The organism is Streptomyces kaniharaensis, from assembly GCF_009569385.1.
Lineage (GTDB): Bacteria > Actinomycetota > Actinomycetes > Streptomycetales > Streptomycetaceae > Kitasatospora > Kitasatospora kaniharaensis.
Genome location: NZ_WBOF01000015.1, coordinates 15,671 through 41,904, shown reverse-complemented (window position 1 = coordinate 41,904; position 26,234 = coordinate 15,671). Strand labels below are relative to the sequence as shown.

Here is a 26,234-nt window from a genome sequence, read left to right as displayed (position 1 = left end):
CTACCCGAAGCCGAAGCCGAAGCCGCCGATCGACCCGTACCACGGGAGCACCAGCGTCCCCGACTCGACGGGCACGGGAACGGCGACGGCCCACACCACGTTCACCGCGCCGCCGGTGCCGTCCCCGGACGGCCACCAGAGCGGGACGTCCGTGGACACGCCGTCGATGGACCTCTTCGCGACCAACATCGAGCTGCTCGTCCAGCCGACCAAGGACGCGCGGAAGCTCCTGGACGCGGTCAACGTGGCGCCCGGCGCCTTCTACCACGCGAACAAGATGCGCATCTCGGTCAACGGCCCCAACGGGGACGACGGACTGAAGAAGCAGTTCGAGAAGGTGCTGGACGACCTGGCCAAGGGTCTCACCGACCTGCACCAGGGAGTCCTCGACCTGGCGAAGAAGTACAAGACCATCGAGGACGCCAACCACATGGCGGTCACCGACCTGCAGACCTTCATGGGCGACTCCACGGCCGACTTCGGCGGCCTCGTCACCGATGCCGGGGGCAGCCCGGCCGCCGGTGGCGGGGGCGGCGGCGGTGGTGGCGGTGGCGGGGGCGGCGGCAAGCCGGGCAACGGCACCAGCTGACGACCCCGCACAGGCACGGGCACCGTCCACGGTCTCGGCACCGAGGCCGTGGACGGCGCCCGCGGACGGCACCCGTGCACCGCGGAACGACAGGAGGGAGAGGGCGCGATGGGCGACCCGAACTACAACGGCAACGGCTTCAACCAGGGCAACGACGGCGCGGTCTACGGCAACCCCGGCTCGGACCCCGGCTCGGCCGGCGACTACGAGAACTGGGACTGGAAGCAGATCGAGGCCGCCATCAACGGCATGGCCGCCGGCACCGGCGACGACAGCGGACACGGCAAGGCGGTCTCCGACCCGCAGTCGCTGCAGAACGCGGCCGACACCTTCTACCAGATCCAGCTGCTCCTCTCCGGCGTCGCCAAGAGCCTCGTCGACCAGGGCAAGGCCCTCGCCGGCGAGCACGGCCCGTGGAAGGGCGACGCGGCCGACGCCTTCACGACCATGCTGACCGGCTTCTCCAAGCAGGTGCAGGCCACCGCCGACGTCCTGTCCGGCGGTTCGACCGGCAGCCACTCCGTCCCCCAGCAGCTCGCGGACAACGCGGTCAACCTCACCAACGCCCAGAACCTCATCGCCCAGATCGACACCTGGTACGCCAACCAGGCCATCGCCCAGGGCGTGCACGCGATGGACAACGGACTCATCCCGATCAGCCAGAAGCCCGAGCTGGTCAAGATGATGACCAGCGACATGCGCAAGGTGCTGAAGAGCCTGGCCGGCGAGTACCAGGTCACCATCGACTCCGTCCGCGCGCCGGCCCCGATCAACTCGCCGCTCAACCAGCCCAAACTGACGGACACCAACCCGCCGAACACCAAGCTCCCCGACCTGAAGGACTTCGAGGACGGCGGTACGAACAAGCTCGGCCCCAGCAAGGGCTTCACCATGCCGGACCTCAAGAAGTTCAGCAGCGCGCCGCAGCCCTTCCCCGGCGGCCTCGGGACCGGTCACGGCGGCGCGGACGGCCTCGGCGGTGCCAAGGACTTCGCCGGGCTGAACGGCGGGCCGGGCATCGGAGGCCTCGGCGGCGGCCCCGGTCTGCACTTCCCCGGCGGCCTCGGCACGGGCGGACACGCCGCCGGCGGCCCGGGGACGGGCGGCCTCGATCCGCTCGCCTTCGACCACGCGATCAACCCGGGCGCCGGCGGCGGGGTCCACTTCCCCGGCAGCACCGGCGTGGGCGAGCTCGGCGGCCTGCCCGGCGTCGCGCCGATCGGCCTGCCGGGGACTACCACCAACTCCCGCGGCGCCCGGTTCCCCGGCCAGACCGGCACCGGGACCGGCGCCGGTGAACTCTCCGCCCCGCACGGCACGTTCGGCACGGTCGGCACGGGCAAGCCGCTGGCTTTCCCGGGAGCCACCGGCGTCGGATCCGGGACCGGTTCGCACGGGCTGGGCGGCGGTCTCGGCGACGGCATCGGCAGCGGCCTCGGCAGTGGGCTCGGCGACGGCCTCGGGAGCGGCCTCGGCAGTGGGCTCGGCGGCGGCCTCGGCAGTGGGCTCGGCACCGGGAGCGCCTTCCCCGGGCAGACCACCACGGAGTCCGGCCTCCCCAGCGCCTTTTCGCCCGCCGGCGGCGCCGGCCTCGTCTCCGAAGGCCCGGGCGCCGGCGCCGGCGCGGGCCTGGGCGGCGCGGGCGGCATGCCGATGATGCCCGGCATGGGCGGCGGCGCCCCCGGCCAGAACGCATCCGGCGAACGCAGCGACGCGTCCGGCCTGTTGGACGCGAACGGCGAGCCGTGGGCCGGCAGCCCGCTCGCCGACGAGGAGGTCGGCTCCCCGCTCGGCACCGCCGCCGGCGGCGCGGCCCTGGACCTCCCTCCGGTCAGGACCGCCGACCTGGACGGCCCAGGGCTCGGCGCGCCCGGCGCCAGCGTCCTGCCCGGCTTCGGCGAGACCGGCGGCGCGGCGGGCGGCGCCGAGGCGCCCGGCATGGGGATGCCGATGATGCCCGGGATGGGCGGTGCGGCGGCCGGACAGAACGCGCCGGGCGAACGCAGCGACGCGTCCGGCCTGTTGGACAGCGACATCGAGCCGTGGGCGGACGAACTCGACGCCGTCGAGGAGGAGATCACCGCCGGTGCGCTCGCGGGCGGCCCGGGTCTCACCACGACGGGCGGCAGTCCGGTCACCGTGTCCGGCGATGCGCCCCTCGGCACCGAAGCCGGGCAGGAGGCTCCGGCCGAGCAGGCCGTCCTCGGCTCGGACGGGCTGCCGCTGCCGCTGCCGGTGGCGCCGAACGCCCCAGCCGCTCCTGCCGCGCCGGTCGTCGTGCCGGAGTGGGAGGAGCCCTCGGCCCCGGTCGCGCCGGTCATCGTCGCTGCGGCCGCTGTCGCAGCTGTCGCGGTCGCCGCCACCACCGGCGAGGAGAAGGAGAAGAAGAAGAGTACGGCGGAGACGGAGGCGGAAGCGCCCGAAACCGCCGTGGCCGAGGCCGTGACCGAGCCCGAGCCCGTACTCGAACTCGACGCGGTGGCACCGGCCCTCGCCGCCACCGCGCCTGCCCACACCGACCCGTTGTCCGCGCCGCTGCCCCTGTCGACCGAGAGCGGCGAGCACGAGGAGCACGAAGCGTGGGAGGCGGCCGGCTCGGCCTTCGTCCCGCTGCTCTGGACGGTGCCGACCGAGGACGAGGAGGAGGTCATGGCTCCCGGCTACACGACGGAGGCGACGGCCACCTGGAGCGGGGAAGCGGGCTGGCCCGAGCCGGAGGAGCCGCAGTTCGCGGTCTGGCGGCCGGACCGTTCCGCACCGGCCGCCACCGCCCCGGGGCAGTCGGCCCTCGCCTTCGACCCCGCCACCGTCTCGTGCGGGGCGGGCGCCGCCGGGGAAGAGCCGCTCCTCATGGAGGACGAGTCGACCGAGGAGCCGGAGACCGAGCCGGAGGCTCCCCGCGGCATCGCCGACCTGCTGGTCCAGGAGAGCGACGCCTGGGGCAGCGCACCCAAGGAGGGCTTCTCGGCCCTGGGCTGACGGGGCACCCGACCCACTCGGCCCCCGGGCCCGCGAAACCGCACGACACACCCGAGGAGCGGCGCATGAGCACCACACCGTACGACCAGGGCATCGAGGACCTGATGGAGCTGTACCACCGGCAGCGCGAGGAGGCCGTCGAGACCCGGCGCAGGATCAACGAGGTCACCGCGACCGCCACGGCCCCCCGCCAGACCGTCGAGGTGACCGTCACCGCTCAGGGCGAGGTCACCGCCATCGACTTCCCCACCGGCGCCTTCCGCCGGATGGCGCCGAAGGAGCTGTCCGAGCTCCTGCTGGCCACCATCCGCCAGGCCCGCGCCGAGGCGCTCCAGCAGGTCGCCGAGCTGACCTCGCTCGGCCTGCCGCCCGGCGTCTCCGTCTCGGACCTGCTCCAGGGCAAGGCCGACCCGACGGTCCTGCTCTCCGAGGACCCGACGATGCCCGACTCGGTGCGGGACTACCTCGCCGCGGGCGGCCCCGCGACGAGCCGCCGCAGCGGCCGGCCGACCGGAACGGAGGGCTGACGATGGCGAACGAACCGTTCTCGGTGGACACCGACGGACTCCACCTCCAACTGCCCTACGTCCAGCAGCTCGCCGCCCGCTTCAAGGGGATCGCCAGCGGGCTGGAGGGGCGGCTGTCCGACCTCGGCGCGTGCTGGGGCGACGACGCCACCGGCGAGGAGTTCTTCAAGCAGTACGACAGCCCGCACCAGGAGATCCACAAGGGCATCGGCGGCATCGGCCAGGTGGTGCACAGCACGGCCGAGGGCATCCACACCATGGCCGTCAACTTCCAGCGGCTGGAGGACACCAACATCGAAACCGTCCGCCGGATCAACACCGGTGCCGGCGAGCACCGGCCCGCCCCCGAGAGGCCCATGCACGGATGAGCATCGACCTGCCCCCCGAGATCGCCTGGGTCGCCCGGCTGGCCGTCGGCCAGTCCTGGCCCAAGGGTGACGAGGACAAGCTGAGGGCCCTGGGCGCCGCCTGGTACGACACCGCCCAGCAGCTCGACTCGATCACCAAGGAGATCGGTCCGGCGACCCTCGGCGTGCGGAACAGCATCAGCGGGCCGGTCGCCGAGCAGTTCAACGCGTTCACCCAGCAGCTGCAGACCAACCTGCCGCAGATGGCCGAGGCCGCCAACCAGATCGGCGACCTGGGCGACAACACCGGGGTGCAGGTCGAATACGCCAAACTCATGGTCCTCGCGCAACTCATCTGGCTGGCCTATGAGTTGAGCACTCTCTCGTTCGCCGCACCGGAGGCGATCCCAGCCGCGATCACCTCCGCCCGCCTGATCGTCCAGATGATCCTGCGCCGGCTGCTGGTCTCGGTCATCTCCGGCGTCGGGTTCATGGTCGGGATGGACGCGCTGATCCAGAGCATCCAGATCCTGCTCCTGCACGACCGGACCCAGTGGGACACCGCGAGCACCATCCAGGCCGTGGAAGGCGGCGCGATCGGCGGAGCCATCGGGGGCATCCTCGGCGGCGGACTCGGGGCGTTCGCACCGAAGTTCGCCGGCTCGATGGCCGGCAAACTCGCCGTCGGCGGCGCCACCGGCGTGATCACCACCGCCACCATGACGGCCGCCTTCGGCGGCGACGCGGACTACACCTCGGCCCTCACCTCCGGCCTGATCGGCGCCCTGGGCGGCGGCAAGCACGGGCGCGGCGGGGAGGAGGGGAAGACCAAGATCGACCCCATCAACCTCAAGGAGATCAAGGCTCCGGACATCCACACGCCGGACGTCCACACGCCGGATGTGCACTCGGCGGACGTCCACGGACCTTCCGTCCACTCGACGGACACCGCGCCGGCCCCGATACGGACCAGCTCGGGCGACGACACCGCCGGCGTCAAGGAACCGACGGCGTCCGACACCCGGCCGGTGACGGTCGTGGAAGACACCGGTACGCACTCCGTCGGCACCCCCGACGTGCACACCGTCAACACGCCGTCCGTCTCCGAGAGCCACGCGACGAGCGAGGTCACGCACCGGCAGACCGACACCTCCGTCGGTACGCAGGAGCGGACCAGCCCCCGGACCACGGACACCACCGTCGAGACGCCCGCCCGGACGACGGCGTCACGAGGGGAGACCGGCACCACGACGGGATCCGGGCTCCACGGCAGCGAAACCACGACCTCGGCCCCAACGGCCCACCAGGAGTTGGGCCTCCCCGGCTTCGAGAGCAAGCCGACCGACACGAACGTCAGCGACACCCGCCCCGTCGAGACGCCCGGTACGGCCGGCGCGACCGCGCCCGCCGTCGCCGACCGCCCGACCGCCTCCGACACCTCCCGCACCACCAACTCCCCTGCCACGAGTGCCGACAGCACCACGGCCACGGCCAACCAGACCCGTCCCGCCGAAGGACAGGCGCAGGCTCCGGCACAAGCACCGGCGCAGTCCCCTCGGGTCACCACCGAAACGAGCAACACCAGCACCTCGCCGGACAGTCGAACCGCCGCCCCCGTGCGCACCAGCAGCGAGCCGACCGTCACCCAGACGGAGAGCCACCCCACCGCCCAGGCCCCGGCCGACCAGCCCCAGACCGTCCACACCCCGGTCGAACACGCCCCGGTCGAACACGTCGCCACCGGCCCGGTCGACGTCCACCACCCGGGCGCCGAGCACACCCTCACCCCCACGGCCCCCGACGTCCAACCGCCACTCCCGCCCCACACGGCACCGCCCGAGTCCCCGGTGCCCCTCGCACCGCACGAGCCGGTGCGGGTCGACCTCGGCCCCATCGCCTTCGACGGCGGCTCCGCCGACCTGACAGCTCCGCGCCAGCAGGCCCTGAACACCACGGCCCGCCACGTCGCCGACCTCAGTGTGCGCAACGCCCGTGACGGCGGCGGCCCGCCGGTGGTGACCGTCGAAGGGCGGGCGAACGTCCTCGACCAGGGCCTCCCCCACTTCGGGAAGTCCCTCAAGCTGGGGCAGGAGCGCGCCGAGGCGGTCGCCACCGCCCTGCGCAGCGAGCTGAAGGACCGGCTGGAGAGCCTCCAGAGCGACGGCCCGGTGGTGCTGCGCGGCGAGGACGTCACCGTCGTCCCGCGCTCGCGCGGCAACCAGGACTTCGAACCGGGCTCGCCCGAGCACACCGGCGACCACGTCGCGGTGAGCGTCGAACTGCCGCCGCCCCCGCGGCTCGAAAGCGACCCCGGCCCGTCGCACGAGACCCACGAATCCCACGAGAGCACGCAGACGCACGAACAACAGCCCGCCACCGTCGGCGTCCAGGAGCCCACCCCGCCCCCGGCCGCCCGCCCGGTGCGCGAGCCGGCCTCGCCCGACTGGCGCTCCCGCCTCAACGGCGCGCCCACCGCCCGCGTGCACACCGAACGCTTCGACCCCGCCCGCGACCCTCTCACGGGCAACGCCCCGCATTCGCTGGCCGGTTCGCAGACCCTGATCCGTTCCGTGGTGCGCCGCGTCCAGGCCGAGAACGGCACCTGGGTCCGCCACCACACCGTCGAACTGCCGGTGCACCTCGGGCACAGCGGCCTGTCGGCCGGCGAGCTGACCGGTGTGCACGAGCGGATCCAGCGCGCCATCGACCAGCACCTCAACACCGGCCTCGAACTCCCGCGCTCCGGCGACCAGTTCCACCTCGACCTGCGTCTCGTCGCCGGCGATGACCACCCCGAGGCCATCACCATCGGCCGCAACGACCAGAAGGTGCCGCTCGACCAGCGCTCCTGGAACGTGCCCACCGACCCGGCCCTCGACGGCACCCACATGCCCCGCGTCGTCCACGAGGTCCTGCACTACCTGGGCCTCAAGGACGAGTACCAGGACCCCGACAGCCTGTTCCGCCGCACCGGCGACGGCCCGGCCGTCCACAGCGAGGGCCTGATGGGCCACGACCTCAGCGGCTCCGGCGAGGTGCCCCGGCGCTACCTGGAGACCATCGAGCACACGGTGGACCACACCGCCGTCGTCAGGGACCACCCGCAGGGCGCCCCCGACGCACCGGAGACGGCCACCCGCACCGACCTGCCGCACCTGGACGCCGAGGACGTGGCCCGCTGGGACGCGCCCCGGGTCCTGACCATCGAGGGCAAGACACCCGAGGCGAACGCGGAGGACACCTACCGCGGCATCGGCGAAGCCCTGGACCCGAACTCCGACCTCGGCCGCCAGTGGCACGACCCGGCCAACCGGCCGGCGATCGTCAAGGTGATCGGGGAGTGGGTCGACGCACCCAAGCCGAGCGTCCCGAGGGCGGACGGCTCCGCCCGGCCCGCGGGCTCCCCGGACGTCCTCGCTCGCTACTACCCGACGAAGGACCAGGCGGCCTCGGCCGTCCTCGACCGCGTCAAGTCCCTGCCGATGGTCGAGGTCGAACACGACCTCGCCGTGAACATCAGCCAGGACCCGCAGGTCCACGCGACCGTGTCGGACTTCGTGACCGACAAGCTGGTCCCCTGGCTCGCAAATCACGGCAACACCGAGTTCGGCGCGGAACTCGGCACCACCACCACGGGACTGGCGGACAAGCAGCGCCTCTACCTGCCGTACGTCGACTACGGGAACAAGACGATCACCGGGATCCTCCACGCCCCCGGCGGGGAACCCTTCTCCACACTGGTCTCGGCCATCCACGACGTGGCCGAACTCATGTACAACCACGACGACCTGAAGGACTTCGTCACCGTCACGGAGGGGCCAGGCGGCGAGTTCAAGGGCTACGTGCTCTCCGACGCCCCCGACCCGGCCGCAGAGCACCGCTACCCGGGGTGGACGAGCCCGGCGGGCGACCCTCCCCCCACTCCCCCGATGACCCGGGAGCCGGTCGACAAGAGCTTCCGCGGCAAGGAGGCCACCCCCAACCAGCTGAACCCGCAGGTGGAAACCGCCGGCCGGCTGGGCTACCCGGTCTCGCTCGGCCCGTCGCGGACCACCGGCAAGATGATCAGGCTCGCCCACGAGGCGGGCGCGACACCGGAGGAGAAGAAGGCCCTCGCCTTCTCCCTGTTCAGCCTCTGGTACACCGACTACCGCCGCGACATCACCGACATCCACCGCTACCACTTCGTGATGGACATGGCCGCGAACTTCGGCGTCGACTACGACCCGTTCTCCCGCCCCGTCCACCCGGTCACCGGCGAGGACGTCTACGGCCCGCTGATCAACGACGCCCTGGAACGCCACCGCGTCAACGCGGAGGAGCTCCGGCAGCGTTATACCCCGCCGGCCGGCGAGGCGAGCACCTCCGCAGCGGCCTCCTCGTCCACGGCCCCGGCGCAGCCCGGCCCCGACGCACCGGAGTGGCGCCAGGATCCGGAATCGCTGGACCTGCTGCGCCGGCTCGTGGACGGAGCGGTCGGGGTCGACGGCCTGGGCGATCTGAACGACCTCGACGGCAACCCGGACGCGCGCGCCTACAAGCTGCTGACCAAAGGCAAGAAGGCCCAGTGGCTCGTCACGATCCAGCAGCGTCCAGGCGAGCCGCCGACCCTGGTCCTCAACGGGAAGGGAAAGACGGCCCTCAAGAAGTTCCCGCTCTGAGCAGCCTGTTGCCGCCCGTCGGCCGGATCCCACCGGCCGACAGGCGGCCGCGGGAACCTCGCAGGTGCTCGCGGCCATCGCGGCCGATCTCAAACAGCCACCGGTGGCCCGGGCTACCGGAAGAGCTTCCCCTGGTGTCGTGACCACAGCGGCTGCAGGGCGATGCCGAGGGCGATCAGCTCCGCTGCGGCGAGGGCCGTGACACCGGCCCAGCCGTACGGCAGGCTCGCCGCGACCGGCAGGGCCAGCAGCAGGGCGATCCCTTGCAGGACGGCGGAGGTCACCACCAGCTCCTGGACCGACCGGCCCTTCCGCCTGCGCATCACGGTGATCCCCCACAGCAGTGGGAAGAGCAGGCAGGCGATTGCGAGGAGGGCGAAGAACGGCACGGCGAGCACGGCCCCCATGTTCCCGCCGCCGGGTGAGCCGTCGCCGGGGACGGACACCGGATGCTCCACGTCCCAGTTCGCGACCCACGTCGCCTCCATGAACACGGCCGGGAACACCCCCGAGGCCAGCGTCGCCGCGCCGATCCACGCCCGGCTCACTGCCCTGTCTCCTGCCGCCATTCACTGCTCCCCCGCCAGCCGCTCCGCCAGGTCGACGAGTTCGCCGCACCAAGCCCTACATGATCAACAATAGCGGCATGCCGATGAGCACCATCGTGGTCCGACTGACCATTGCCGGCACCAGCTCGATCCTTGTCGGTCAATGCCAGCAGCAGGTCGCTGAGGCGTGAAGATCACGATCTACAGCCGGACTCGCAGGCCGTCGATCAGGGCGAGGGCGGCCTCGACGGATCCGGCCGGGTCGGTCACCGGGTAGAGGACGCCCCGCACGGTGCGGGTGGCGTCGAGGACGAGGGTGAGCCGTTTGAGCCGGTCGACGCCAGCGGCGCGGAAGGTGGGCAGGCGCAGCGTGGCGGCCAGGTGCAGGTCGGCGTCGGAGAGCAGCGGGAACGGGATGCGCGCGTGCTCGGCGAACGCGGCCAGCTGGTCCGGGCGTTGGGTGCTGACGCCGTGGACGCGGGCGCCCCGGGCGGTGAACTCGGGTGTCCGGTCGCGGAAGGTGCTGGACTCCAGGGTGCAGCCGGGGGCGCCGGGGATCACGCCCCAGCCGGGCGGGAGGTCCGGGCCGCCGGGCGGGTAGGCGCCGGGGAAGCAGTAGAGCACCGGACCAGGGTGGCCCTACCGCTGATCGCCGTCGTCACCCTGCACGCGACGGCGCTGGAGGTCGGCCTGCTCACCGGCGCGGGCTACCTGGCCTGGCTGTTGGTCGGACTGCCCGCCGGCGTCCTGGTCCACCTTCTGCCGCTACGCGGCACCCAGGTGGCGATGGACCTGGTGCGCGGGGCAGCCGTCGCCTCGGTGCCCCTGGCGGCCGCCCTCGGGGTGCTCGGCCTGCCGCAACTGGTGGTGGTGGCGCTGGTGGTCGGCCTCGCCAGCGTGGTCTTCGACGTCGGCAACTCCACCTTCCTGCCCTCGATCGTCGCCAGGGAGGAGCTGACCGCCCGCAACAGCCTGGTCTCCGGCAGCGCCGCCGCGACCCAGCTGGCCGGCCCCTCGCTCGGCGGGATGCTGGTCCAACTCCTGGGCGGCGCCACCTCGATGCTGCTGGACGCGGTCAGCTACGCCGTCGAGCAGTTCTCGAACACGGCCGGCCACGGCGTGCTTATGCTCCGCCCCGCTGGCGCCGCCGTGCGGCTGGACGGAGCTGTAGACCAGGCATCGGCCGGGAACGGCGGAACGGCGGAAGGGCGGAAGGGCGGGCAGCGTGGGCTCGCCCTTCTCGATCGCTTTGCCCTCGGCGCAATCCTGCTTACGCGGCAAGCCGGCCAACAAACAGGCCGGGGTCGACGCGATTACGCGCCGGCCCCGGCCTTGGTGGTAGCGGGGACAGGATTTGAACCTGCGACCTCTGGGTTATGAGCCCAGCGAGCTACCGAGCTGCTCCACCCCGCGTCGGTGAGATCAGCTTAGGCGACAACCGCGCCAACACGAAATCGGTTTCTTCCAGCGTCTGGGTTCCGGGGCTTGGCCAGCAGTGTCGGTCGATCTCCAGCAGCCCATTACCAAGATCGAGGCTTCGCTGGCTGCGCCCGTCGGATGGTACCGAGCCCGCCGCGTCCGGTGTTCGGCGATGTGGTCAGGGCCGGAACAGGCGCCGGTAGGTCGAGGGGCTGATGCCCATAGTCTCCCGGAAGTGGTGGCGGAAGCCGGCGACGGTCAGGCCCACCCGGTCTGCCACCGCGTCGATCGGATGGTCCGCGGACTCCAGTAGTACGGCGCCGGCCCGGATCCGCTGGTGCGTGATCCAGCGTCCCGGCGGAAGACCGGTCGCGTCGACGAAGCGGCGTTCGAACTGCCGCACCGACAGGTGTGCGACGCCGGCCAGTTCGTCGACCGTGAGCCGCCTGTGCAGGTTGTCCAGCGCGTACCGCATGGCGTTGCTGGACGTCATCGCCTGGCTGGCCCGGCGCCGGAAGACCTCCGCGCTGACGTTCAGCATCTGCACCGGGGCCTTCCTGCTGGCCGCCACCGGGGCTCTGGACGGCCGCCCCGCCACAACTCACTGGGAGGACCAGGAAGAGCTGGCCGAGCGCTGGCCGGACGTCCAACTGCGCACCGACGTCCGGTGGGTCGACGACGGCGACATCGTCACCTCCGCGGGGATCAGCGCGGGCATCGACGCCAGCCTGCACATCGTGAGCCGGCTCTTCGGCGAGCAACTCGCCCGGCGCACCGCCCACCAGATGGAATACCGGTGGACGGCTGCGCCGCGCGCGGGCCAGGGAGCACCAGGCGAGCGCGGCGTCGAGTGAGGTGGTGAAGGCGGCGGCATCCCGCTGCCGTGTCCCAGCGCACACGGCCGACCGATCGTCTTCGGCAAGCCCGTGGAGGAACAGCTGCTGACGACTGGTCGGGCCCTCGTCCCGGCCCGTCATCGTGCGGTGATCCCAGGGGTGCTCGGAGCGGCCCGAGGTGTCGCGTACACCCAACGCGGTCAGCCAGGTACAGCAGTACGTCCAGCCGCCAGCCGCCGAAAGCAGCCGGGCCGCGATCGGCCAGCAGGCCGGGTCATGGTGTCGGGTGCGGCCTGACGGGGTCAGGACCGGCGGTGACATCCCCGGATGGTCACCGCCGGGCCGGCTGCGCCGAGAGAATCCGCCGGAGGGCGCGGAGAAGTTCCGCGTCGTCGGCGGGCGGGTGCGGTGCCCGCCAGGCGATGTGGCCGTCGGGACGCACGAGGACCGCCCCGGCAGCTGGATCACCGAACAGCCGGGCCCACTGCGCGGAGTGCGCCGCACTGCTCACGCCGGCGGCGAGCGGGCGCAGTGCGACGGGCAGGCCCGCCGCCTCGGCGGTGGCGGTCTGCCGCTGCCAGGTGGTGCTTGCGGGCGTGAGCAGGGTGAATCCGTTGCCGAGGAGGTCCAGCGTGGAGGAGATTCCGGGAACTGTGGTCAGCCGCAGGTGTGGTGCGCGACCGCCGGGTTCGCCGTCCGGGTGTTCGCGCGCTGGGTCCAGCGGCGGGCGGTCGGGAGCGTCCGGGTCGGTGATGACGGCGGTGGAGCGGTAGGCCGCGGTGAGCAGCAGCTCGTCGTCGATCCGGTAACTGGTCCGGGCTCGGGAGTTGGCCAGGGACAGGTCGATGACCTGGCGGGCGAGCGGGCGGCGTTCGGCCTGGTAGCTGTCCAGCAGTGCTTCCCCGGCCGCTCCGCTGATGACCGCGGCGAGCTTCCAGGCCAGGTTGTCGGCGTCGCCGATGCCGGTGTTCATCCCGTGCCCGCCGGTCGGGGGGATCACATGGGCCGCGTCGCCGACGAGCAGTATCCGCGACCTGCGGTAGGTCTCGGCGAGCCGGGCGTCCAGTCGCCAGGTCATGGTGTCCTGGACGGTGACCTCCAGGTCCGGCAGGCCGGCGGCGTCCCGCACCAGTTGGGCGAGCTGCCGATGGTCACTCAGGAGCCGGGTGGTGTCGACGCGCTGGGGGTCGAAGGGGTGCTGGTAGATCCAGTGCCGGTCGTTGTCGATGGCGAGGAAGCCGCCGCGGCCCGGCTCGGTGAGGAAGTACGACGCGCTGGCCCGGTCGGCCACGACGTCGCCGAGCGGCGCCTCGAAGCGGACGCTGAGGAAGTGTCCCAGGCCCGTGGGCCCCGTCATCGCGATTCCGGCGCCGGTGCGGACGGTGCTTGCCGCGCCGTCGCAGCCGACCAGCCAGTCGGCACGCACGGACTGCCGTGCGCCGGTCGCCCGGTCCTCCAGCTCCGCGTGCACTCCTTGGCTGTCCTCGGTGAAGGAGAGCAGCCTGGTGGAGAAGCTGATGCCGTCGGGCGCGAGTTCGCGGGCGCGCCGCAGCAACACGGTTTCCAGGGCGTCCTGAGGGCAGATCAGGCCCGGCGAGGGGGTGCGCTCGGAGCCCTCCTGCGGCTCGTGTGCGACTCCGGTGCGGACGAAGTCGGGGTCGACCAGGTTCCGGCCACGGTAGAAGTAGACGTGCGAGGCCGGGAGCCCGGCCTGCCGGATGTCCGCCTCCAGACCGCAACGGCGGAATATCTCCATCGAACGCGCCGACACTCCACGCGCCTTGGGATGGTGCGAGGTGCCCGGGTGCGCCTCTACGAGCAGGTGCCGCACACCGTGCTCGGACAGCAGAAGCGACAGGGTCAGACCAACCGGGCCCCCTCCGATGACCAGTACGGACGTCGCTGTCGGGAATCGCATACCGCTCCTCACCTCGTAACGCCTAGATTTCGATTTTGACGTTACCATGAGGTGCGTGGCAAACGATCAGAAAGCCGGGCCCATGACCGATGACCTCGGCGGCGGCAACCCCCGCGGCCTCCACTTCATCACCGACCTTGCGAACACCGTCCGGGACGACCCCGAGGCAGAAGCCGCCGACCTGCAGGCTGTCCTGGCACGCCACGGCGGGCCGCCCTTCCGGCTCACCGACGCCGACGCCTGCGAACTGCGCGCGGCCACCTCCCACCTGATCCGCATCCTCACCATGCACGACGAGGACGAGGCGGCCGAGGCGATCAACACCCTGCTCGACCGCTACCCGGCCCGGCCCCGCCTCGTCCGCCTCCCAGGCCGTCCTTGGTCACTGCACACCCAGGCGCCCCCCACCGCCGACCTCACCCACTGGCTCCTCTCCACCGCCGCGCTGGCCCTGGGCCTGTGGCTGAGCGAACGAGGCTCCTGCGCATGGGGACAGTGCGGTGCAGCCGGCTGCGACCGGTTCTTCATCGATGCCGGCCGTCGCACACCACAGCGCTTCTGCACGCCGCGCTGTGCCACCCGGGCACGCGTCGCCGCCCACCGGGCCCACCGCACCCTCGGCTGACGACTCGAGAGCGTTCGCCGATCGCGTCAGCGGCACGCCCCGGTGCCGCCCGGCCCGCCGTTCACGCGAGGAGCGTGGATGGCCGGGTCAGGGGCGACGGTCGCCGGGGTCCGGCCAAAGGGGGACACACCTATCCCGTACCGACCTCACCGGGTTGCCCGGGCGAGTGCGGAACCCCCGGCCTCGGCGATCAGCGCATACAGGCCGTCGGCGGTGGCAACTCCCAGTGCGGCACACACACCGACCTTCAAGGACGTCCGCGCGGTTAGGGCCACCAGATACGTCGCGACCGCTCCCACTGGCATGGCGATGCCATGACCGCCAAGGAGTCCCGCGACCAGCGCGGCGATCACGACCGCGCGACGGTCCGCTGCCGGGCCGGCGTCGGGCGAGCCGACGGTGCACCGCCGTCCTATCGTGTTCGGAGGGGCAAGCATGCCGAGGAGCTGCCATGGCCACGGCGAAGTGGTTCTTCGAGCCAGGTCACACTGCGGCGGAGTTCAGCGCCAGACACATGATGGTCACCTACGTACGCGGACAGTTCAAGAACGTGCACGGCTTCCTGGTGGTCGATCCCGACGAGCCGCAGAAGGCCCAGGTCGAGGCCACGATCGACGCGACGCAGGTGTACACCGGGCAGCCCGACCGTGACACCCACCTGCGCAGCGCCGACTTCTTCGATGTCGAGCGCCATCCGACGTGGACGTTCACCGGGTCCGGCATCCGCCAGGTGAGCGCGAACGACTTCGAGGTGACAGGCGGCCTCACCATTCGCGGAGTGACACGCTCCGTGACATTCGATGTCACGTATCTGGGGCAGTGGGACACACCGTGGTGGGAGGACGGCCGGGATCTCGGCCCACGGCGCCGGGCCGGATTCGTCGCCAGAACACGCATCAACCGCCACGACTTCGGCGTGAGTTGGAACGACGTGGTCGACCGAGGTGGTGTCGTCGTGGGCGACATGGTCGACGTCACGGTCGATGTCGAGGCAGTCCTCGAGCCCGCTGCAACGGCCGGCTGACGGCGGTCTGGCGGCTGCCACAGGTCGACCCGGTGGCGCCTGGGCCCGGCCTGGCGGCACGGGCCGACCCACGTCAGTGCAGGTGCCGCTGCCAGTCCGCGGGGACCTTGCCGTGCGGCCCCGGGGTCGGCTGTGAGGCCGGATGCGAGGTGGGCGGCGCCAGTTCCGGCCCGTCGTAGTACTGCTCGGTCTCGACGTTCCAGAACCAGCTCTCTCCCGGTTCGAAACTGGCCAGGAACGGGTGTCCCGCCTGCCGCGCGTGCTTTGTTCCGTGCTGGGAGGGCGAGGAGTCACAGCATCCGATGTGCCCACAGGCAGCGCATCGGCGCAGATGCAACCACCACCCCGGTCCGTCACCGGCCGCGCACTCCATGCACCCGGTTCCACTCGGCTTCGCCGCGGGGTCGATACCTGGGATCCGATCGCGAGCCATGTCGACGCCTCCCTGATGAGACGTAATAAGCCTAGCTTGATTCTTAAGGACGTTCGCTGGCCCCTTGGGGCTGGCGGGCGTCCTCTGCGGTGCTTCTTGCCGACCGAGTGGCGGGGCGCCGGGGTGGAGGTGGCCCGCCCCGCACGTACGTTGGCCCGCCAGCGAACGGAGCTGGCGGGCCAACGGGGCAACTGCAGAACTAGGACGAGGAACTTGGCGATCGCCGCTGCCTTGCGCTGCAGCTTCTCGGGACTCACCAAGGCCAGCTCGGCGGCGATCTTGTCGGCGTGCGTCTTCAGCTGCTTCACCACGGTGGTGTCGGTGTCGCCGTCACCCGCCGTCCCCACCTCGGCGAGGCGGGCGGCTGGACGCAGGTCTGCGTCTGCGGCTCCAGGATGGTCAGCAGGGCGTAGAGCCTGGCGAGTTCCTCGGTGGTCATGATGAACTCCCTGGCTTCGAGGTGAACGAAATCGTCACTTAACGTATCCAATCGACACCCTTCCGTCACGGAGCACGGCTGCGAGCAGCTCGCGCGCTGGGTCCGGGCGCAGCGGGCCGGTTGGCCGGCATGTAGGTCGATCAGCGGGACCTGCCCGGGGCAATCGGCATCGCCGAGGAGGCCGCGGCGCAGCTGGCGGCCTATGCCAGGCTGTGGGAGCACGCGGGCCACGGCGGCCGGGAGTGGGGGTGGGAGCACAGCATCCGCTCGGCGGCGCGGGTGGACTGCGCCGTCCGCCGACGGGATCGCCCGGGCAGGCCTGAGGGGCTCCCCCGGGCCGTTCTCAGGGAGCGAGCAGGCGGGCCCGGAGCTCGGGATCGGCCGCGAGTCCCTGTTGCACCTGTGACCTGAGCCAGGACTCCATCGGCTCGCGGTCCAGTCCCGACCAGTCGATCGGGCCGAGCGGCGGCCGGGGGTCGTACTCGATGGCCGACTGGATCATGCGGCAGGCGTCCTCCCCCACCAGCTCGGCGACCAGCTGCAGGGCCATGTCGATGCCGGCCGCCACTCCCGCGGCGGTACGGACCGGCCCGTCCGCGACCCAGCGCCGCGACACCGGCGTCGCGCCGAACGCGCGCAGCATCGGCATGGCGGCCCAGTGCGTGACCGCTTCCCGGCCCTCGAGCAGCCCGGCGGCGCCGAGCACCAGCGAGCCGGTGCAGACCGAGCCCACGAGCTCGGCCGTGCCGGCGGCCCGCCGGACGTAGCCGAGCAGGTGCTCGTCCGCGAGGGCGGCGAAGGTCGGAGCACCGCCGCCCGGAACGATCAGGCCGAACGGCTCGGGCACCTGCGCGAAGGTGTGCGAGGCGGTGACGGACACCGCGATGTCGGTGTGCAGCGGTTCGAGGTCGGCGGCGACCGTGACGGCCTCGAAGCCGAGGCCGAACTCCTGCAGGGCGCCGAGCACCTGGAGCGGCCCGACGAAGTCGAGCGGGGTGAGGCCGGGGTACAGCACGAAGGCGAAGGTCCTGGTTGCGGTCATGCCGCCAGCCTCGCCCGGACACGGGGCCCGCAGGCCGGTCTGGTCTGAAATCCTGTGATCCCTGTCCTTCGGACACCACCCCTCGGATCCAGGAGCCGCCCGTGCGCCGCGTGGTCGTGATCGGATACCCGGACGCCGAACTCCTCGACATCGCCTGCCCCGCCGACGTGTTCGACGCGGCGACCCGCTGGGGCGCGGACCCCGCCTACCAGGTGGAGCTGGTCTCACTCGGCGGTCGCCCGGTACGGACGACCTGCGGCCTGACACTGGCCGCCGCGGCACTGGAGCAAGTCACCGGCCCTCTCGACAGCGTGCTCGTCGCCGGCGGGCTCGGGCACCAGGCGGCCGCCGAAGACGCCCGCGTGCTCACCCATCTGCGCCGCCTGGCCGGGCTCAGCCGCCGGGTGGTATCGGTGTGCACCGGTGCCACCGTCCTGGCCGCCGCCGGGCTCCTCGACGGCCGCCGCGCCACCACCCACTGGATGTGGGCGGCCGAGCTGGCAGCCCACTACCCCACCGTCCAGGTCGACCCGGCACCGCTGTTCGTCACCGACGGCAACGTCCACACCTCGGCAGGCGTCACCAGCGCGCTCGACCTCTCACTCGCCCTCGTCGAACAGGACCACGGCCCCGAACTGGCACGCCGGGTCGCCCGCTCGCTGGTCGCCTACCTGCAACGCCCCGGCAACCAGGCACAGGTCAGCGTGCACCTCGCCGCACCGCCTCCAAAACACCCGCTGGTCCGCGACGTCTGCGCACACATCACCGCCAACCTCGCCACGGAGCTGAACGCCACCACGCTGGCCCGGATCGCCGGAGTGAGCCCGCGTCACCTCACCCGGCTCTTCACCGCCCAACTCGGCACCACCCCGGCCCGGCACGTACGCGTGCTGCGCACCGAGGCGGCCGCCCAACTGCTGGCGACCACCCGGCTGCCGCTGTCCGCGATCGCCCGCAGGTGCGGTCTCGGTACGACCGAGACCCTCCGGCAGGCCTTCGCAGACCACTACGCGACTACGCCCTCGGCGTACCGGCAGGCGGCTCTGCGGGGCTAGGTGCTGACCACGGAGGTTGGTCACAGCGCACCGCTGCCGCCGTCCCCGCGGGCGCAGCGCGCCGGCCAGTGCGGCGGCCTCCCCGGCCTGTGGGCCGGTGGCGGCCCGGCGGGCGCCGAGCGCCTGCAGCACGGTGGCCGAGCCGGTGAGCAGCGCGGCCAGGAGGGCGGACAGCAGGCCGATGGGCATGGGCCGACGGTACGGTGCCGGGGGCCTGAGCCCTGGCTGGCACGCCGTCAGGGTTCCCGGTCGGACCGGGCGGGGCGCTGGCGGCGTATCAGGCACACCCCGCCGTCGTGGACCAGGCCGCGCACACCCGCCCGCGAGCCCGGGGCGGTGCTCGCACCGCCGGTGGTCATCGCCGGGCCCACGTCGTGCACGCAGGCTCGTGCCAGGTCGTTCGGACGACCGTCCCGCCGGGCGTCAGGTGCTCGCTGGACCAGGTACGGCAGCACCCGCCGCGCGGCCGGGCCGGGGCCGACGGCCTTCCGGCGCGAACCGGGGCAGCGGGAGCGGGCACGGTGGGCGCGGCCGGACGGCGGCGCCTGGTCGAGTGTGTCGTCATGTCGCAGGCTCTGCCCACCATGCCGTCCGGCCGAACCTCGCCACCACCCGAACGGACCAGCCTCGACCGTTCAAACCGGCGGCTGACCTGCCGTAACACCCGATGAGTTTCCCCCCTCCCTCGCCGTCGCGGGTGTCACGGTGGCTCCCACCAGCGGAAACGCGTGGAAGAAGCGCCGTGCGGACCGCTTCGCAAGTCGCCGACTTTTGTGGGAGTCACCAGCGGTGCGTCGCAACGAGGAAGCTGCCCGGACATCCCAACTCTCCGACGCCCCAAGGTCCCTCGTCGGTAGCGGCTACCAAGGCACGACTTGTCCCTGGTGGTCGACGAAGTGGAGGCCGGGCCTGCCCCGGTGCCGCTCGATCGTCTCCGCCACTCCGGGCACGCTCTCCTCCACGCTGAGGTCGGCTTCGAGGCCGCCGAGTTCGGTGCGCACCCAGCCCGGGTCCATCAGCAGCAGTGTCCGGGTGCCGGTGATGTGACGGGCGGCGTAGCAGCGCATCAACTGGTTCAACGCGGACTTGCTGGCCCGGTACAGGTCCTGCCCGCCGTCGGTGTTCAGGGTGATGCTGCCCTGGTCGGAGGACATGACGCCGATGGTCCCGGTCGGCGCGACCAGCGGGCCGAGGACCTCCACGACGCGCATCGGGCTGAGCGCGTTGGTCACCAGGACCTCGGTGAAAGTGTCCGTCGGGACCTCGCCGATCGGGTGGTCGCCGCGGGCGATGGCGGCGTTGACGAACAGCAGGTCGAGGGTGCGCCGGGCCAGCCGGTCGCGCAGCGCCGCGATCTGCTCCGGGTCGGTCATCTCCAGGGATTCGATGGTCAGCCGCCCTTCGGAGGCGTCGGCCAGGTCATGGAGGCCGGTGCGCCGGACGCCGCGGACGGTGCCGACGACGTCCCAGCCGCGGCGGAGGTACTCGGCGGCGAGCCCGAGTCCCAGGGTCCGGGAGGCGCCGATGACGAGGGCGGTCTTGCGGGTGTCGGTCATGATCCGAGTCTCCGGGCCGTCCGACCGGGGGTCCAATACCCTTCCGACCGCATTGATACCGTGCGGGCATGGATCTGGACCTGCGCAAGCTCCGCTACTTCACCGCGGTGGCCGAGCACCGGCAATTCGGCCGGGCGGCACAGGAATTGTTCATCGCGCAGCCGGTCCTCAGCCGGCAGATCCGCGCGTTCGAGCGGGAGCTGGGCTGCGCGCTGTTCACCCGCACCACCCGCAGCGTCGAACTGACCCCGGCCGGGCGGCAGTTGTACGACGAGGCGCAGCGCATCACCACGGTGGTGAACACGGCTCTGCGGCGCGTCCAGGAGGCGGCCCGGGGCGAACGGCGCCTGGTCGTCGCCTTCTCGCCCGGACTGCACGTGTCGGAGGCGGTCCGGGCCTTCACGGCCCGCCACCCGCAGGTCGTGATCGACGTCCTCCCACTGCGTTGGTGGGAGCAGGACGCGCCGCTGCGCGACGGCCGCGCACAAGTCGGCTACCTGCGGCGCCCCTTCGACGACACGGGGCTGCGCACCGTCCCCATAGGCCGGGAGACCAAGGTCGCGTGCCTGCCCGTGACGCATCCGCTGGCCGGCCGCCCGAGCCTCACGTCCGCCGACCTCGACGGCGAGCCGATCCTCGACGCCCGGACCCGGCGGACCTCCTCACTGGACGAGAAGTTCGAGCTCATCGCCTCCGGGCAGGGCATCGCCCTGGTCCCGCTGAGCATCGCCGGCTCGTACTCCCGCCCCGGCCTGCTCTACCTGCCCGTCACCGACTCCCCGCCCGTCGAGACGTGCCTGGCGGTGCCAGAGAACGACTGCGCGGACCCCGTACCGGAGTTCCTGGCCATCGCCACCGCCGCGCTGCGCCGCCCTGCGGCAACGCCCCCGGCCGCTGCCGGACCACAAGGCCCTGGCCGCCCACCACTGTGAGCAGCCTCAGCGTGCGGGCCGGCCCCAGCCACCGGCCGAACACGCGACCCAAGAGCCCCACCGACAACCCAGACAAACCGCCGGCCCGTTAGCCCTGCTGCCAGATCCGCAGTGGACCGATCGCCTCGAACCCGTGGCGCACGGCGGCATTCAGATCCTCGCCGTGCTCGTAGCCGACTACGGGCAGGGTCGGGAACAGCCAGTGCACCGCGTTCAGCACCGCCGGCCAGGCCGCGTCGGCGCCGCCCTCCAGCGCGAAGACGTTGGAGATCCCGACCACGTGGTTGCTGCGGCTCGCCACAGCGCCGGAAACCACGCGGCCGTCGTCACCCTGGCCGGCCAGCACGAATGTGGCCGGATCGTCCAGCAACTCGGGCCGGAACAGGTCCGCGTTGCCCTCTCCGTCGTCCCAGGCGAGCGCCCAAGCCCGCAGCATCTCCGGATTGCCGACCACGTCCCAGACAGATTCCGGCGCGGCGTCCGGAGCGCTCGCCGGACGGTGGATCCACTGCGCGTCGAACAGCACTTGAAAGCCTTCCTGCGTGAGGTCGAGGTCGGCGAAGCTGTCCTTGACACAGGCGCCGGGCACCCCGGTATCGATCCGGGCCAGCAGTGCAGCCACATCGGCGCCCGGCACCAGCGTCACCGCGTCGGGGTAGTGCAGCGGAGTCCGGACCGGAGCAGACCATGCCTGCCGACCGAACTCGCTGCTCGAACCGTGCGATCGGTTCATCACGGCGCACCACTCGGCGTTGTTGCGAGCGGCCGCCCGGACCAGGAACTGCTTCGTCGTCGTCACGAGTGCGGATCGTGGCCCACCCCGGCCAGCGCTGTCGAACGGATTTGCTTCGGCCGCAGGGAGGACGCCCGTGGAGGTCGCCGAGCGCCTGCTGCACCGCCTTGTTCGCGGCACCGACGTCGAGTACGCCCCGGACTCCGCCCGCCCCACCGCCGCCCTCCAGCCGGACGTCGAGGACGCCCACTGGTCGCACTGAGCCGTCAGGAGTTCCTGAGACCTCAGGAGTTCCTGGTCGGACGGCTCGGCGGGTTCAGGCGCGGCACCACCGGAGCGACTGGGGTTCGCCTCGGCGGCGGCGGACCGCTCGACGACAAGCGGCTGGTCGCCGTCCAGGTTGTCCGGCACCGCGGTAAGGGTGCGCCGGCCCTCCCGGCCGAACCGGGCCGCCCAGTGGGCCGGTGACGGTCAGTCGTGGTCGGCGAAGGGTCCCTGGTCGACGAAGCGGCGCAGGAGGCGGGCGAAGGTCTGGGCGTCTGCCGGCGGCCAGGTGGCGAGTGAGTCCTCGATGCCGGCGGCGAGTCGCTTCCGGGTTGCCGAGATGACGGCGTGGCCGTTGCGGGTGAGGGCGAGCAGGGTCGCGCGGCCGTCGGTCGGGTCGGGCTGGCGCTGGAGCAGGCCGGCCCGCTCGAGGCGGTCGGCGCGGCGGGTGACGGTGGTGCGGTCCAGTCCGATCTCGCGGCCGAGGTCGGCGGCGCTGGACGGGCCGGTGCGAGCGAGGCCGCTGAGGACCGGGTAGGTGAGGTCGTCGACCGCCTCTCCCAGCCCCTCGGTCAGGCGGGTGTAGAGGCGGGCGCGGGTGCTCCGCCGCAGGAGAAGTCCTAGGGCGTCGGCGATGTCGTGTCCTGTCGAGTGTTTCACCCCTCCAGACTAGCGTGCGCGGCGCACGCTTTTCTTGGCTCGCCACCGCTGACCGCGTGGCCGACGAGGCAGGCCTCGTCGGCCACACGGTCGCGGCACCCCCCGACCATCCGCAGCCGGCGGCGAGACGCAGCCCGGCCCACCCGCACGAACAGACCTGCTCAGATCAGCCGAGGGCGCCTCCTGCGGGGCAAAGCTTCTCCCATGCCGTGGGCAGCGCCAGCCACGACTTCCCGCGGGCCCGCCACACGGCATCCGGACGCCGGCCAGGGTGGGGACGGCGGCCGGACGGGTGCTCCTGCGGGCGGAGAACGGTCCCGCCCTGTGGGCTGATGGCGGGCCGGCAGGCACGCCGTATCGTCGTTGCCATGAGCAGAGGACTGCATCTGGACACCTACCTGCTGGCCTTCGACACCCAGGCCCAGTCCCTGCAGGACCGCACCCGCGCCGGTTTCCTGCTGCGCGCCGCCGCCCTGGCCGAGCTCGCCCACCGGGGCGCCGCCGCCGAGGACGGGACGGGCCGGGTACAGGTCGTGTCCGCCGACCCCACCGGGGACAGCGTCCTGGACATGCTGCTCGCCGAACTGGGCGGCCACCCGCGCACCTGGAAGTCGTGGATCAGGCGCAGCCGCGACGACACCCTGGAGGCCGTCGAGGAGCGACTCACTGTGCTCGGCGTGGTGACCATGGCGGACCGTGACCCCTACGGCCCGGTCGTGCCGCAGCGGACGGTGGCGATGGACGAGCCGCGCGAAGCCCTGGACCTCCAGGCGCGGGTGGCCGAGCTCGTCCGCGGCGACGCCCCGGTCGCCCAGGCGCCGTTCGCCGACGCGGCTCTCGCGGCGCTGGCCGCCCACGGGCACCTGCGGCTGGTCCTCTCACGGCACGACCGCAGGGCCCACGCCGAACGGATCACCGCACTCACCGACCGGCTCGCCGACCAGGCGCCGGGCCTGACCCGGGCCGTGACCGGGCTGAACCTGACCATGATCGCCGCCCAGGGCGGGATGGGCGGCAGCTGACCGGACCTCAGCCCTGTCGGACGGGCGGGCCCACGGCCGGCAGCACGGTGCTGGTTGCGCTGCGGTTCCTGTCCAGGCGCATCCAGGAGGGCCGCAGCCAGCTCGGGCCGCCAACGGGCCGCCCGGATCAAAGCGCATCAGCCAACACCTCTCGTCCAGCAGGGGTCACCGCTTCCGGCCTGTCGGTGAGCGCCCGTAGGATCGCGGCCATGGAGAGCCCTGGCAGGCCCTCGGGGGAGGATCGGAACGGGTTGGCGGTAGAGCGCTGATCTCGGTACAGGTTCGACGACGCGGCCCATTTGGCCTACTCAGCGGCCTTACGTCTCGCCGGGGTGGGCTGGGGCGGACGGCCAGCCCAATAGCAGTGGTACTGGCCGTCCTATGCCTCCCTGGCCCCAGGCCCTTCAACAAGCCCATATCCAGGAAGGCATCTAGGGACCTCCTGCTCGATGGAGGCCACCCGGTTCTCCCGGCTGGCCACACCCGTTGCCCGGCCCGCCCGCCGCCCTGCACCGCTTCCTGGGTCAGCCGTGGGCCACCGGTCGACCGCACTGAAACAGGCCTGTGACGGCCGGCGGCTCACAGGCGCAGGTGTGACGCCCCATTGAGGTCGAGGACCGTGCCGGAGGCCCAGGTCGCCTCGGGAGAGGCCAGGTAGAGCACGGCCGCGGCGACCTCCTCCGGGGTGCCGACCCGGCCGAACGGGCTCTGCCCGCGCAGGGCCTGCCCCAACGGGCCGGCCAGGCGGTCGGCGACCCGGTCGGTGGCGGTGAAGCCGGGCGCGACCGAGGTCACCGAGATCCCGTGCGGGGCCAGCGCGACGGCCAGGGACTGGCCGAGGGCGTGCAGGGCGGCCTTGCTCGCGCCGTACGCGGGGTGGTCCGGCTCGCCGCGGAAGGCTCCGCGCGAACCGATGTTCACGATCCGGCCGGGTGCGCCGCGGGCGATGAGGCGGCGTGCGACACAGTAGCCGAGGTTCGCCGCGCCGAGCAGGTTGACGTCGACCATCTGGCGCCAGACGCGCTGCCAGTCGTCGTACGACACCTCGGCCACCGGGTGGGCGTTCGCCTCCGAGGTGGCCACGGCGGCGTTGTTGACCAGAACGTCCAGCCCGCCGAGCCGCGCGTGCGCAGTCTCGGCGATCCGTTCGGCCGCGGCGGGGTCGCTCAGATCGCCGCCCACCAGGACGTGCCCCTCGCCGGGCAGCGCGGCCAGGGTCTCCTCGGCCTGTGATCGGCTCGAAGCGTAGTGCACGGCGACGCGGTCGCCCCGTGCGGCGAACGCGTGCGCCACGGCTCGGCCGATGCCCCGGGAGGCCCCGGTGACCAGGACGCCCCTCATCGGGCGAACAGCTGGGTCTCGTCGCGGAACGCCTTGAACTCCAGTGCGTTTCCGGCCGGGTCGAGCAGGAACATCGTCCACTGCTCGGCCGGCTGCCCGGCGAAGCGCAGGGACGGCTCGATGACGAACTCGGTACCGGCCTCGGTCAGCCGCTGGGCGAGGGACCGGAAGGCACCGACGTCCAGCACCAGCCCGAAGTGCGGCACGGGAACCGGGTGCCCGTCCACAGTGCCGTGCCCGGCGAAATCCGGGCGGGGCCCGGCGACGAGGTGCGTCACCACCTGGTGGCCGTGGAAGTCCCAGTCGATCCAGCCGTCGGTGGATCGGCCCTCCGGGAGCCCGAGCACGCCGCCGTAGAACGCGCGGGCGCGGGCCAAGTCGTCGACGGGGACTGCGAGATGAAAGGCAGGACGGGTCATGCCCCTCACCTTGATCCCCGCAGCACCCCAATGTCAACATTCGAACATGAACGATGAACCCTTGCGGAAGGCGGTCCGGCGCGGGCTGGCGGACGAGGTAGCGGACCGGGTCCGCGACGCGATCTTCGGCGGGCGCTTCCCGCCGGGCGCCCCTCTGCGGGAGGTCGAACTGGCCGAGTCGCTGGGTGTGAGCCGCGGGGCCGTGCGTGAGGGACTCGCCCAGCTGCAGCGCGAGGGGCTGGTCCGCACCGGCTGGCACCGGCCGACCACCGTCGTGGAGGCGACCGCCGTCGACGTCGAGGAGGTCTACCGCGTCCGCGCCGCGCTCGACCGGCTGGCGGCCGTCACCGCGATGCGCCTGGCCACGCAAGGGCAGCTCGATGAACTCGACCGGCTTGTCGACGAGATGGCCGCCGAACTGGACGCCGGCGCCGGCGTGCCGCGTCTGCTCGCCCTGGACATGGCCTTCCACGACCGGATCTACGAGGCCGCCGGGAACGGCCGGCTCACCGGGGCCTGGCAGGCCGTACGGTCGCAGGTGTTCCTCTTCCAGCTGCAGCGAGTCTCGCTCGCCCACGGCCAGTACCGCGCGCTGGTCGTCGACGAGCACCGCGAACTCGCCCGCTTGCTACGGGCAGGCGGCACCGTGGAGGAGCTCGACCGACTCGCCGCCGAACACGTCGACACCGCCCGCCGCAGCCTGCTGACCCTCCTGACAGGCCCGGGAAACGCGGAGCCGGACGACCTGATGGCCGCCGAGTGACGGGGGTAGGCCGGTGCCAGGGGGATCCCCTGGCACCGGGCACTGACGACGGTGGGCTCCCGCCCGATGGCTACGGACGCCCGCTCTGGCGCTCCAAGCAGG

Annotated in this window: 27 protein-coding genes, 1 tRNA gene and 2 pseudogenes; 14 read left to right on the top strand and 16 right to left on the bottom strand. The window is 72.4% G+C overall.

The annotated features are described in order from the left end of the window. On the bottom strand, positions 1–159 hold the full coding sequence (locus tag F7Q99_RS39750; protein WP_153472312.1) for a hypothetical protein: 159 nt from the start codon (positions 157–159) through the stop codon (positions 1–3). Between the two features lie 7 nt (positions 160–166). Here F7Q99_RS39750 and F7Q99_RS39745 point away from each other — a divergent pair, with 7 nt between their 5' ends. From F7Q99_RS39745 to F7Q99_RS39725, 5 genes are all read left to right on the top strand, one after another. Beyond that, positions 167–589, top strand: a complete 423-nt coding sequence (locus F7Q99_RS39745; RefSeq protein ID WP_153472309.1) for a hypothetical protein — start codon at positions 167–169, stop codon at positions 587–589. Between the two features lie 108 nt (positions 590–697). Next, positions 698–3,568 (top strand): WXG100 family type VII secretion target, encoded by a 2,871-nt coding sequence (locus F7Q99_RS42985; RefSeq protein WP_153472306.1) that lies wholly within the window; start codon positions 698–700, stop codon positions 3,566–3,568. A gap of 65 nt (positions 3,569–3,633) precedes the next feature. Continuing rightward, positions 3,634–4,095 (top strand): YbaB/EbfC family nucleoid-associated protein, encoded by a 462-nt coding sequence (locus tag F7Q99_RS39735; RefSeq protein WP_153472303.1) that lies wholly within the window; start codon positions 3,634–3,636, stop codon positions 4,093–4,095. Between the two features lie 2 nt (positions 4,096–4,097). Continuing rightward, positions 4,098–4,463 carry a WXG100 family type VII secretion target gene (locus tag F7Q99_RS39730; RefSeq protein ID WP_153472301.1) on the top strand — a complete coding sequence of 122 codons (366 nt, stop codon included), beginning with the start codon at positions 4,098–4,100 and terminating at the stop codon, positions 4,461–4,463. Further along, positions 4,460–9,103: a WXG100-like domain-containing protein gene (locus tag F7Q99_RS39725; RefSeq protein ID WP_153472299.1), complete on the top strand. Its 4,644-nt coding sequence runs from the start codon at positions 4,460–4,462 to the stop codon at positions 9,101–9,103. The genes F7Q99_RS39730 and F7Q99_RS39725 overlap by 4 nt, the downstream gene beginning before the upstream one ends. A gap of 113 nt (positions 9,104–9,216) precedes the next feature. On the opposite strand, the gene F7Q99_RS39720 is transcribed toward F7Q99_RS39725, so the two are convergent. Both F7Q99_RS39720 and F7Q99_RS39715 read right to left on the bottom strand, forming a co-directional pair. Then, positions 9,217–9,651, bottom strand: coding sequence for a hypothetical protein (locus tag F7Q99_RS39720; RefSeq protein WP_153472296.1), 435 nt, complete (start codon positions 9,649–9,651; stop codon positions 9,217–9,219). 201 nt (positions 9,652–9,852) lie between these two features. Next, positions 9,853–10,275 (bottom strand): annotated as a pseudogene (locus F7Q99_RS39715) (peroxiredoxin); the annotation flags it as partial. Positions 10,276–10,284: 9 nt separating this feature from the next. Here F7Q99_RS39715 and F7Q99_RS42370 point away from each other — a divergent pair. Next, positions 10,285–11,031, top strand: a complete 747-nt coding sequence (locus F7Q99_RS42370; protein WP_326847585.1) for an MFS transporter — start codon at positions 10,285–10,287, stop codon at positions 11,029–11,031. Here F7Q99_RS42370 and F7Q99_RS39705 read toward each other — a convergent pair. Both F7Q99_RS39705 and F7Q99_RS39700 read right to left on the bottom strand, forming a co-directional pair. Continuing rightward, positions 10,988–11,064: transfer RNA gene (locus F7Q99_RS39705), tRNA-Met, on the bottom strand. The two genes, F7Q99_RS42370 and F7Q99_RS39705, sit on opposite strands and share 44 nt — an antisense overlap. A 184-nt stretch (positions 11,065–11,248) precedes the next feature. Beyond that, entirely contained in the window at positions 11,249–11,563 is a 315-nt protein-coding gene (locus F7Q99_RS39700; protein WP_195911440.1) for a helix-turn-helix domain-containing protein, read from the bottom strand. Here F7Q99_RS39700 and F7Q99_RS39695 point away from each other — a divergent pair. After that, the gene (locus tag F7Q99_RS39695; protein ID WP_153472291.1) at positions 11,544–11,924 is read left to right on the top strand and encodes a DJ-1/PfpI family protein; all 381 of its coding nucleotides are present in this window, start codon (positions 11,544–11,546) and stop codon (positions 11,922–11,924) included. The two genes, F7Q99_RS39700 and F7Q99_RS39695, sit on opposite strands and share 20 nt — an antisense overlap. Before the next feature lie 313 nt (positions 11,925–12,237). Here the strand turns inward: F7Q99_RS39695 and F7Q99_RS39690 are convergent, their stop codons facing one another. Next, the gene (locus tag F7Q99_RS39690; RefSeq protein WP_195911439.1) at positions 12,238–13,824 is read right to left on the bottom strand and encodes an FAD-dependent monooxygenase; all 1,587 of its coding nucleotides are present in this window, start codon (positions 13,822–13,824) and stop codon (positions 12,238–12,240) included. 55 nt (positions 13,825–13,879) lie between these two features. On the opposite strand from F7Q99_RS39690, the gene F7Q99_RS39685 reads away from it, so the two are divergent. Then, entirely contained in the window at positions 13,880–14,449 is a 570-nt protein-coding gene (locus F7Q99_RS39685) for a CGNR zinc finger domain-containing protein (RefSeq protein WP_326847584.1), read from the top strand. 149 nt (positions 14,450–14,598) lie between these two features. Here the strand turns inward: F7Q99_RS39685 and F7Q99_RS39680 are convergent. After that, positions 14,599–14,802: pseudogene (locus F7Q99_RS39680) on the bottom strand (lysine transporter LysE); the annotation flags it as partial. A gap of 98 nt (positions 14,803–14,900) precedes the next feature. Between F7Q99_RS39680 and F7Q99_RS39675 the strand changes: the two are divergent. Next, positions 14,901–15,473 carry a YceI family protein gene (locus F7Q99_RS39675; RefSeq protein WP_153472284.1) on the top strand — a complete coding sequence of 191 codons (573 nt, stop codon included), beginning with the start codon at positions 14,901–14,903 and terminating at the stop codon, positions 15,471–15,473. Positions 15,474–15,546: 73 nt separating this feature from the next. On the opposite strand, the gene F7Q99_RS39670 is transcribed toward F7Q99_RS39675, so the two are convergent. The 3 genes from F7Q99_RS39670 to F7Q99_RS39665 all read right to left on the bottom strand — a co-directional run bounded on the left by F7Q99_RS39670 (position 15,547) and on the right by F7Q99_RS39665 (position 17,387). Continuing rightward, entirely contained in the window at positions 15,547–15,906 is a 360-nt protein-coding gene (locus F7Q99_RS39670) for a UBP-type zinc finger domain-containing protein (RefSeq protein ID WP_153472280.1), read from the bottom strand. Between the two features lie 304 nt (positions 15,907–16,210). Further along, complete coding sequence (locus F7Q99_RS42980; RefSeq protein ID WP_268267737.1) at positions 16,211–16,345, bottom strand: hypothetical protein; 135 nt, start codon at positions 16,343–16,345, stop codon at positions 16,211–16,213. Positions 16,346–16,688: 343 nt separating this feature from the next. Beyond that, the gene (locus F7Q99_RS39665) at positions 16,689–17,387 is read right to left on the bottom strand and encodes a DJ-1/PfpI family protein (protein ID WP_153472277.1); all 699 of its coding nucleotides are present in this window, start codon (positions 17,385–17,387) and stop codon (positions 16,689–16,691) included. A 110-nt stretch (positions 17,388–17,497) separates the two neighbouring features. Between F7Q99_RS39665 and F7Q99_RS39660 the strand changes: the two genes are divergently transcribed. Next, positions 17,498–18,442, top strand: coding sequence for a GlxA family transcriptional regulator (locus F7Q99_RS39660; RefSeq protein WP_407697922.1), 945 nt, complete (start codon positions 17,498–17,500; stop codon positions 18,440–18,442). Positions 18,443–18,678: 236 nt separating this feature from the next. On the opposite strand, the gene F7Q99_RS39655 is transcribed toward F7Q99_RS39660, so the two are convergent. Then, on the bottom strand, positions 18,679–18,822 hold the full coding sequence (locus F7Q99_RS39655; RefSeq protein WP_153472274.1) for a hypothetical protein: 144 nt from the start codon (positions 18,820–18,822) through the stop codon (positions 18,679–18,681). 480 nt (positions 18,823–19,302) lie between these two features. Next, complete coding sequence (locus F7Q99_RS39650; protein ID WP_153472270.1) at positions 19,303–19,998, bottom strand: SDR family oxidoreductase; 696 nt, start codon at positions 19,996–19,998, stop codon at positions 19,303–19,305. 68 nt (positions 19,999–20,066) lie between these two features. Between F7Q99_RS39650 and F7Q99_RS39645 the strand changes: the two genes are divergently transcribed. Further along, positions 20,067–20,930: a LysR family transcriptional regulator gene (locus tag F7Q99_RS39645; protein WP_153472267.1), complete on the top strand. Its 864-nt coding sequence runs from the start codon at positions 20,067–20,069 to the stop codon at positions 20,928–20,930. A gap of 88 nt (positions 20,931–21,018) precedes the next feature. Here the strand turns inward: F7Q99_RS39645 and F7Q99_RS39640 are convergent, their stop codons facing one another. After that, positions 21,019–21,729: a hypothetical protein gene (locus F7Q99_RS39640; protein WP_326847582.1), complete on the bottom strand. Its 711-nt coding sequence runs from the start codon at positions 21,727–21,729 to the stop codon at positions 21,019–21,021. Between the two features lie 70 nt (positions 21,730–21,799). On the opposite strand from F7Q99_RS39640, the gene F7Q99_RS42975 reads away from it, so the two are divergent. Continuing rightward, positions 21,800–21,925, top strand: coding sequence for a hypothetical protein (locus F7Q99_RS42975; protein WP_268267736.1), 126 nt, complete (start codon positions 21,800–21,802; stop codon positions 21,923–21,925). Between the two features lie 209 nt (positions 21,926–22,134). Here F7Q99_RS42975 and F7Q99_RS39635 read toward each other — a convergent pair whose 3' ends face one another. Next, positions 22,135–22,587, bottom strand: a complete 453-nt coding sequence (locus F7Q99_RS39635) for a MarR family winged helix-turn-helix transcriptional regulator (RefSeq protein ID WP_326847581.1) — start codon at positions 22,585–22,587, stop codon at positions 22,135–22,137. A gap of 368 nt (positions 22,588–22,955) precedes the next feature. Here F7Q99_RS39635 and F7Q99_RS39630 point away from each other — a divergent pair, with 368 nt between their 5' ends. Then, complete coding sequence (locus F7Q99_RS39630) at positions 22,956–23,609, top strand: GPP34 family phosphoprotein (RefSeq protein ID WP_153472264.1); 654 nt, start codon at positions 22,956–22,958, stop codon at positions 23,607–23,609. Between the two features lie 579 nt (positions 23,610–24,188). On the opposite strand, the gene F7Q99_RS39625 is transcribed toward F7Q99_RS39630, so the two are convergent. Then, positions 24,189–24,950, bottom strand: coding sequence for an SDR family NAD(P)-dependent oxidoreductase (locus F7Q99_RS39625; RefSeq protein ID WP_153472261.1), 762 nt, complete (start codon positions 24,948–24,950; stop codon positions 24,189–24,191). Next, positions 24,947–25,369: a VOC family protein gene (locus tag F7Q99_RS39620; RefSeq protein ID WP_153472258.1), complete on the bottom strand. Its 423-nt coding sequence runs from the start codon at positions 25,367–25,369 to the stop codon at positions 24,947–24,949. Before F7Q99_RS39620 ends, F7Q99_RS39625 begins: the two co-directional genes overlap by 4 nt. Before the next feature lie 46 nt (positions 25,370–25,415). Here F7Q99_RS39620 and F7Q99_RS39615 point away from each other — a divergent pair, with 46 nt between their 5' ends. Then, positions 25,416–26,132: a GntR family transcriptional regulator gene (locus F7Q99_RS39615; protein WP_153472255.1), complete on the top strand. Its 717-nt coding sequence runs from the start codon at positions 25,416–25,418 to the stop codon at positions 26,130–26,132. Positions 26,133–26,234: the final 102 nt, after the last annotated feature.

What these genes read in the sequence shown, in the direction of transcription:
- F7Q99_RS39745 (WP_153472309.1), top strand. Translation starts at nt 167, where the DNA reads ATGGACCTCTTCGCGACCAACATCGAGCTGCTCGTCCAGCCGACCAAG.
- F7Q99_RS39695 (WP_153472291.1), top strand. Translation starts at nt 11,544, where the DNA reads ATGGCGTTGCTGGACGTCATCGCCTGGCTGGCCCGGCGCCGGAAGACC.
- F7Q99_RS39690 (WP_195911439.1), bottom strand. Translation starts at nt 13,824, where the DNA reads ATGCGATTCCCGACAGCGACGTCCGTACTGGTCATCGGAGGGGGCCCG.
- F7Q99_RS42985 (WP_153472306.1), top strand. Translation starts at nt 698, where the DNA reads ATGGGCGACCCGAACTACAACGGCAACGGCTTCAACCAGGGCAACGAC.
- F7Q99_RS39625 (WP_153472261.1), bottom strand. Translation starts at nt 24,950, where the DNA reads ATGAGGGGCGTCCTGGTCACCGGGGCCTCCCGGGGCATCGGCCGAGCC.
- F7Q99_RS39645 (WP_153472267.1), top strand. Translation starts at nt 20,067, where the DNA reads ATGGATCTGGACCTGCGCAAGCTCCGCTACTTCACCGCGGTGGCCGAG.
- F7Q99_RS39650 (WP_153472270.1), bottom strand. Translation starts at nt 19,998, where the DNA reads ATGACCGACACCCGCAAGACCGCCCTCGTCATCGGCGCCTCCCGGACC.
- F7Q99_RS39735 (WP_153472303.1), top strand. Translation starts at nt 3,634, where the DNA reads ATGAGCACCACACCGTACGACCAGGGCATCGAGGACCTGATGGAGCTG.
- F7Q99_RS39675 (WP_153472284.1), top strand. Translation starts at nt 14,901, where the DNA reads ATGGCCACGGCGAAGTGGTTCTTCGAGCCAGGTCACACTGCGGCGGAG.
- F7Q99_RS39670 (WP_153472280.1), bottom strand. Translation starts at nt 15,906, where the DNA reads ATGGCTCGCGATCGGATCCCAGGTATCGACCCCGCGGCGAAGCCGAGT.
- F7Q99_RS42980 (WP_268267737.1), bottom strand. Translation starts at nt 16,345, where the DNA reads ATGACCACCGAGGAACTCGCCAGGCTCTACGCCCTGCTGACCATCCTG.
- F7Q99_RS39700 (WP_195911440.1), bottom strand. Translation starts at nt 11,563, where the DNA reads ATGACGTCCAGCAACGCCATGCGGTACGCGCTGGACAACCTGCACAGG.
- F7Q99_RS39630 (WP_153472264.1), top strand. Translation starts at nt 22,956, where the DNA reads ATGAGCAGAGGACTGCATCTGGACACCTACCTGCTGGCCTTCGACACC.
- F7Q99_RS39665 (WP_153472277.1), bottom strand. Translation starts at nt 17,387, where the DNA reads ATGACCGCAACCAGGACCTTCGCCTTCGTGCTGTACCCCGGCCTCACC.
- F7Q99_RS39730 (WP_153472301.1), top strand. Translation starts at nt 4,098, where the DNA reads ATGGCGAACGAACCGTTCTCGGTGGACACCGACGGACTCCACCTCCAA.
- F7Q99_RS39620 (WP_153472258.1), bottom strand. Translation starts at nt 25,369, where the DNA reads ATGACCCGTCCTGCCTTTCATCTCGCAGTCCCCGTCGACGACTTGGCC.
- F7Q99_RS39615 (WP_153472255.1), top strand. Translation starts at nt 25,416, where the DNA reads ATGAACGATGAACCCTTGCGGAAGGCGGTCCGGCGCGGGCTGGCGGAC.
- F7Q99_RS39725 (WP_153472299.1), top strand. Translation starts at nt 4,460, where the DNA reads ATGAGCATCGACCTGCCCCCCGAGATCGCCTGGGTCGCCCGGCTGGCC.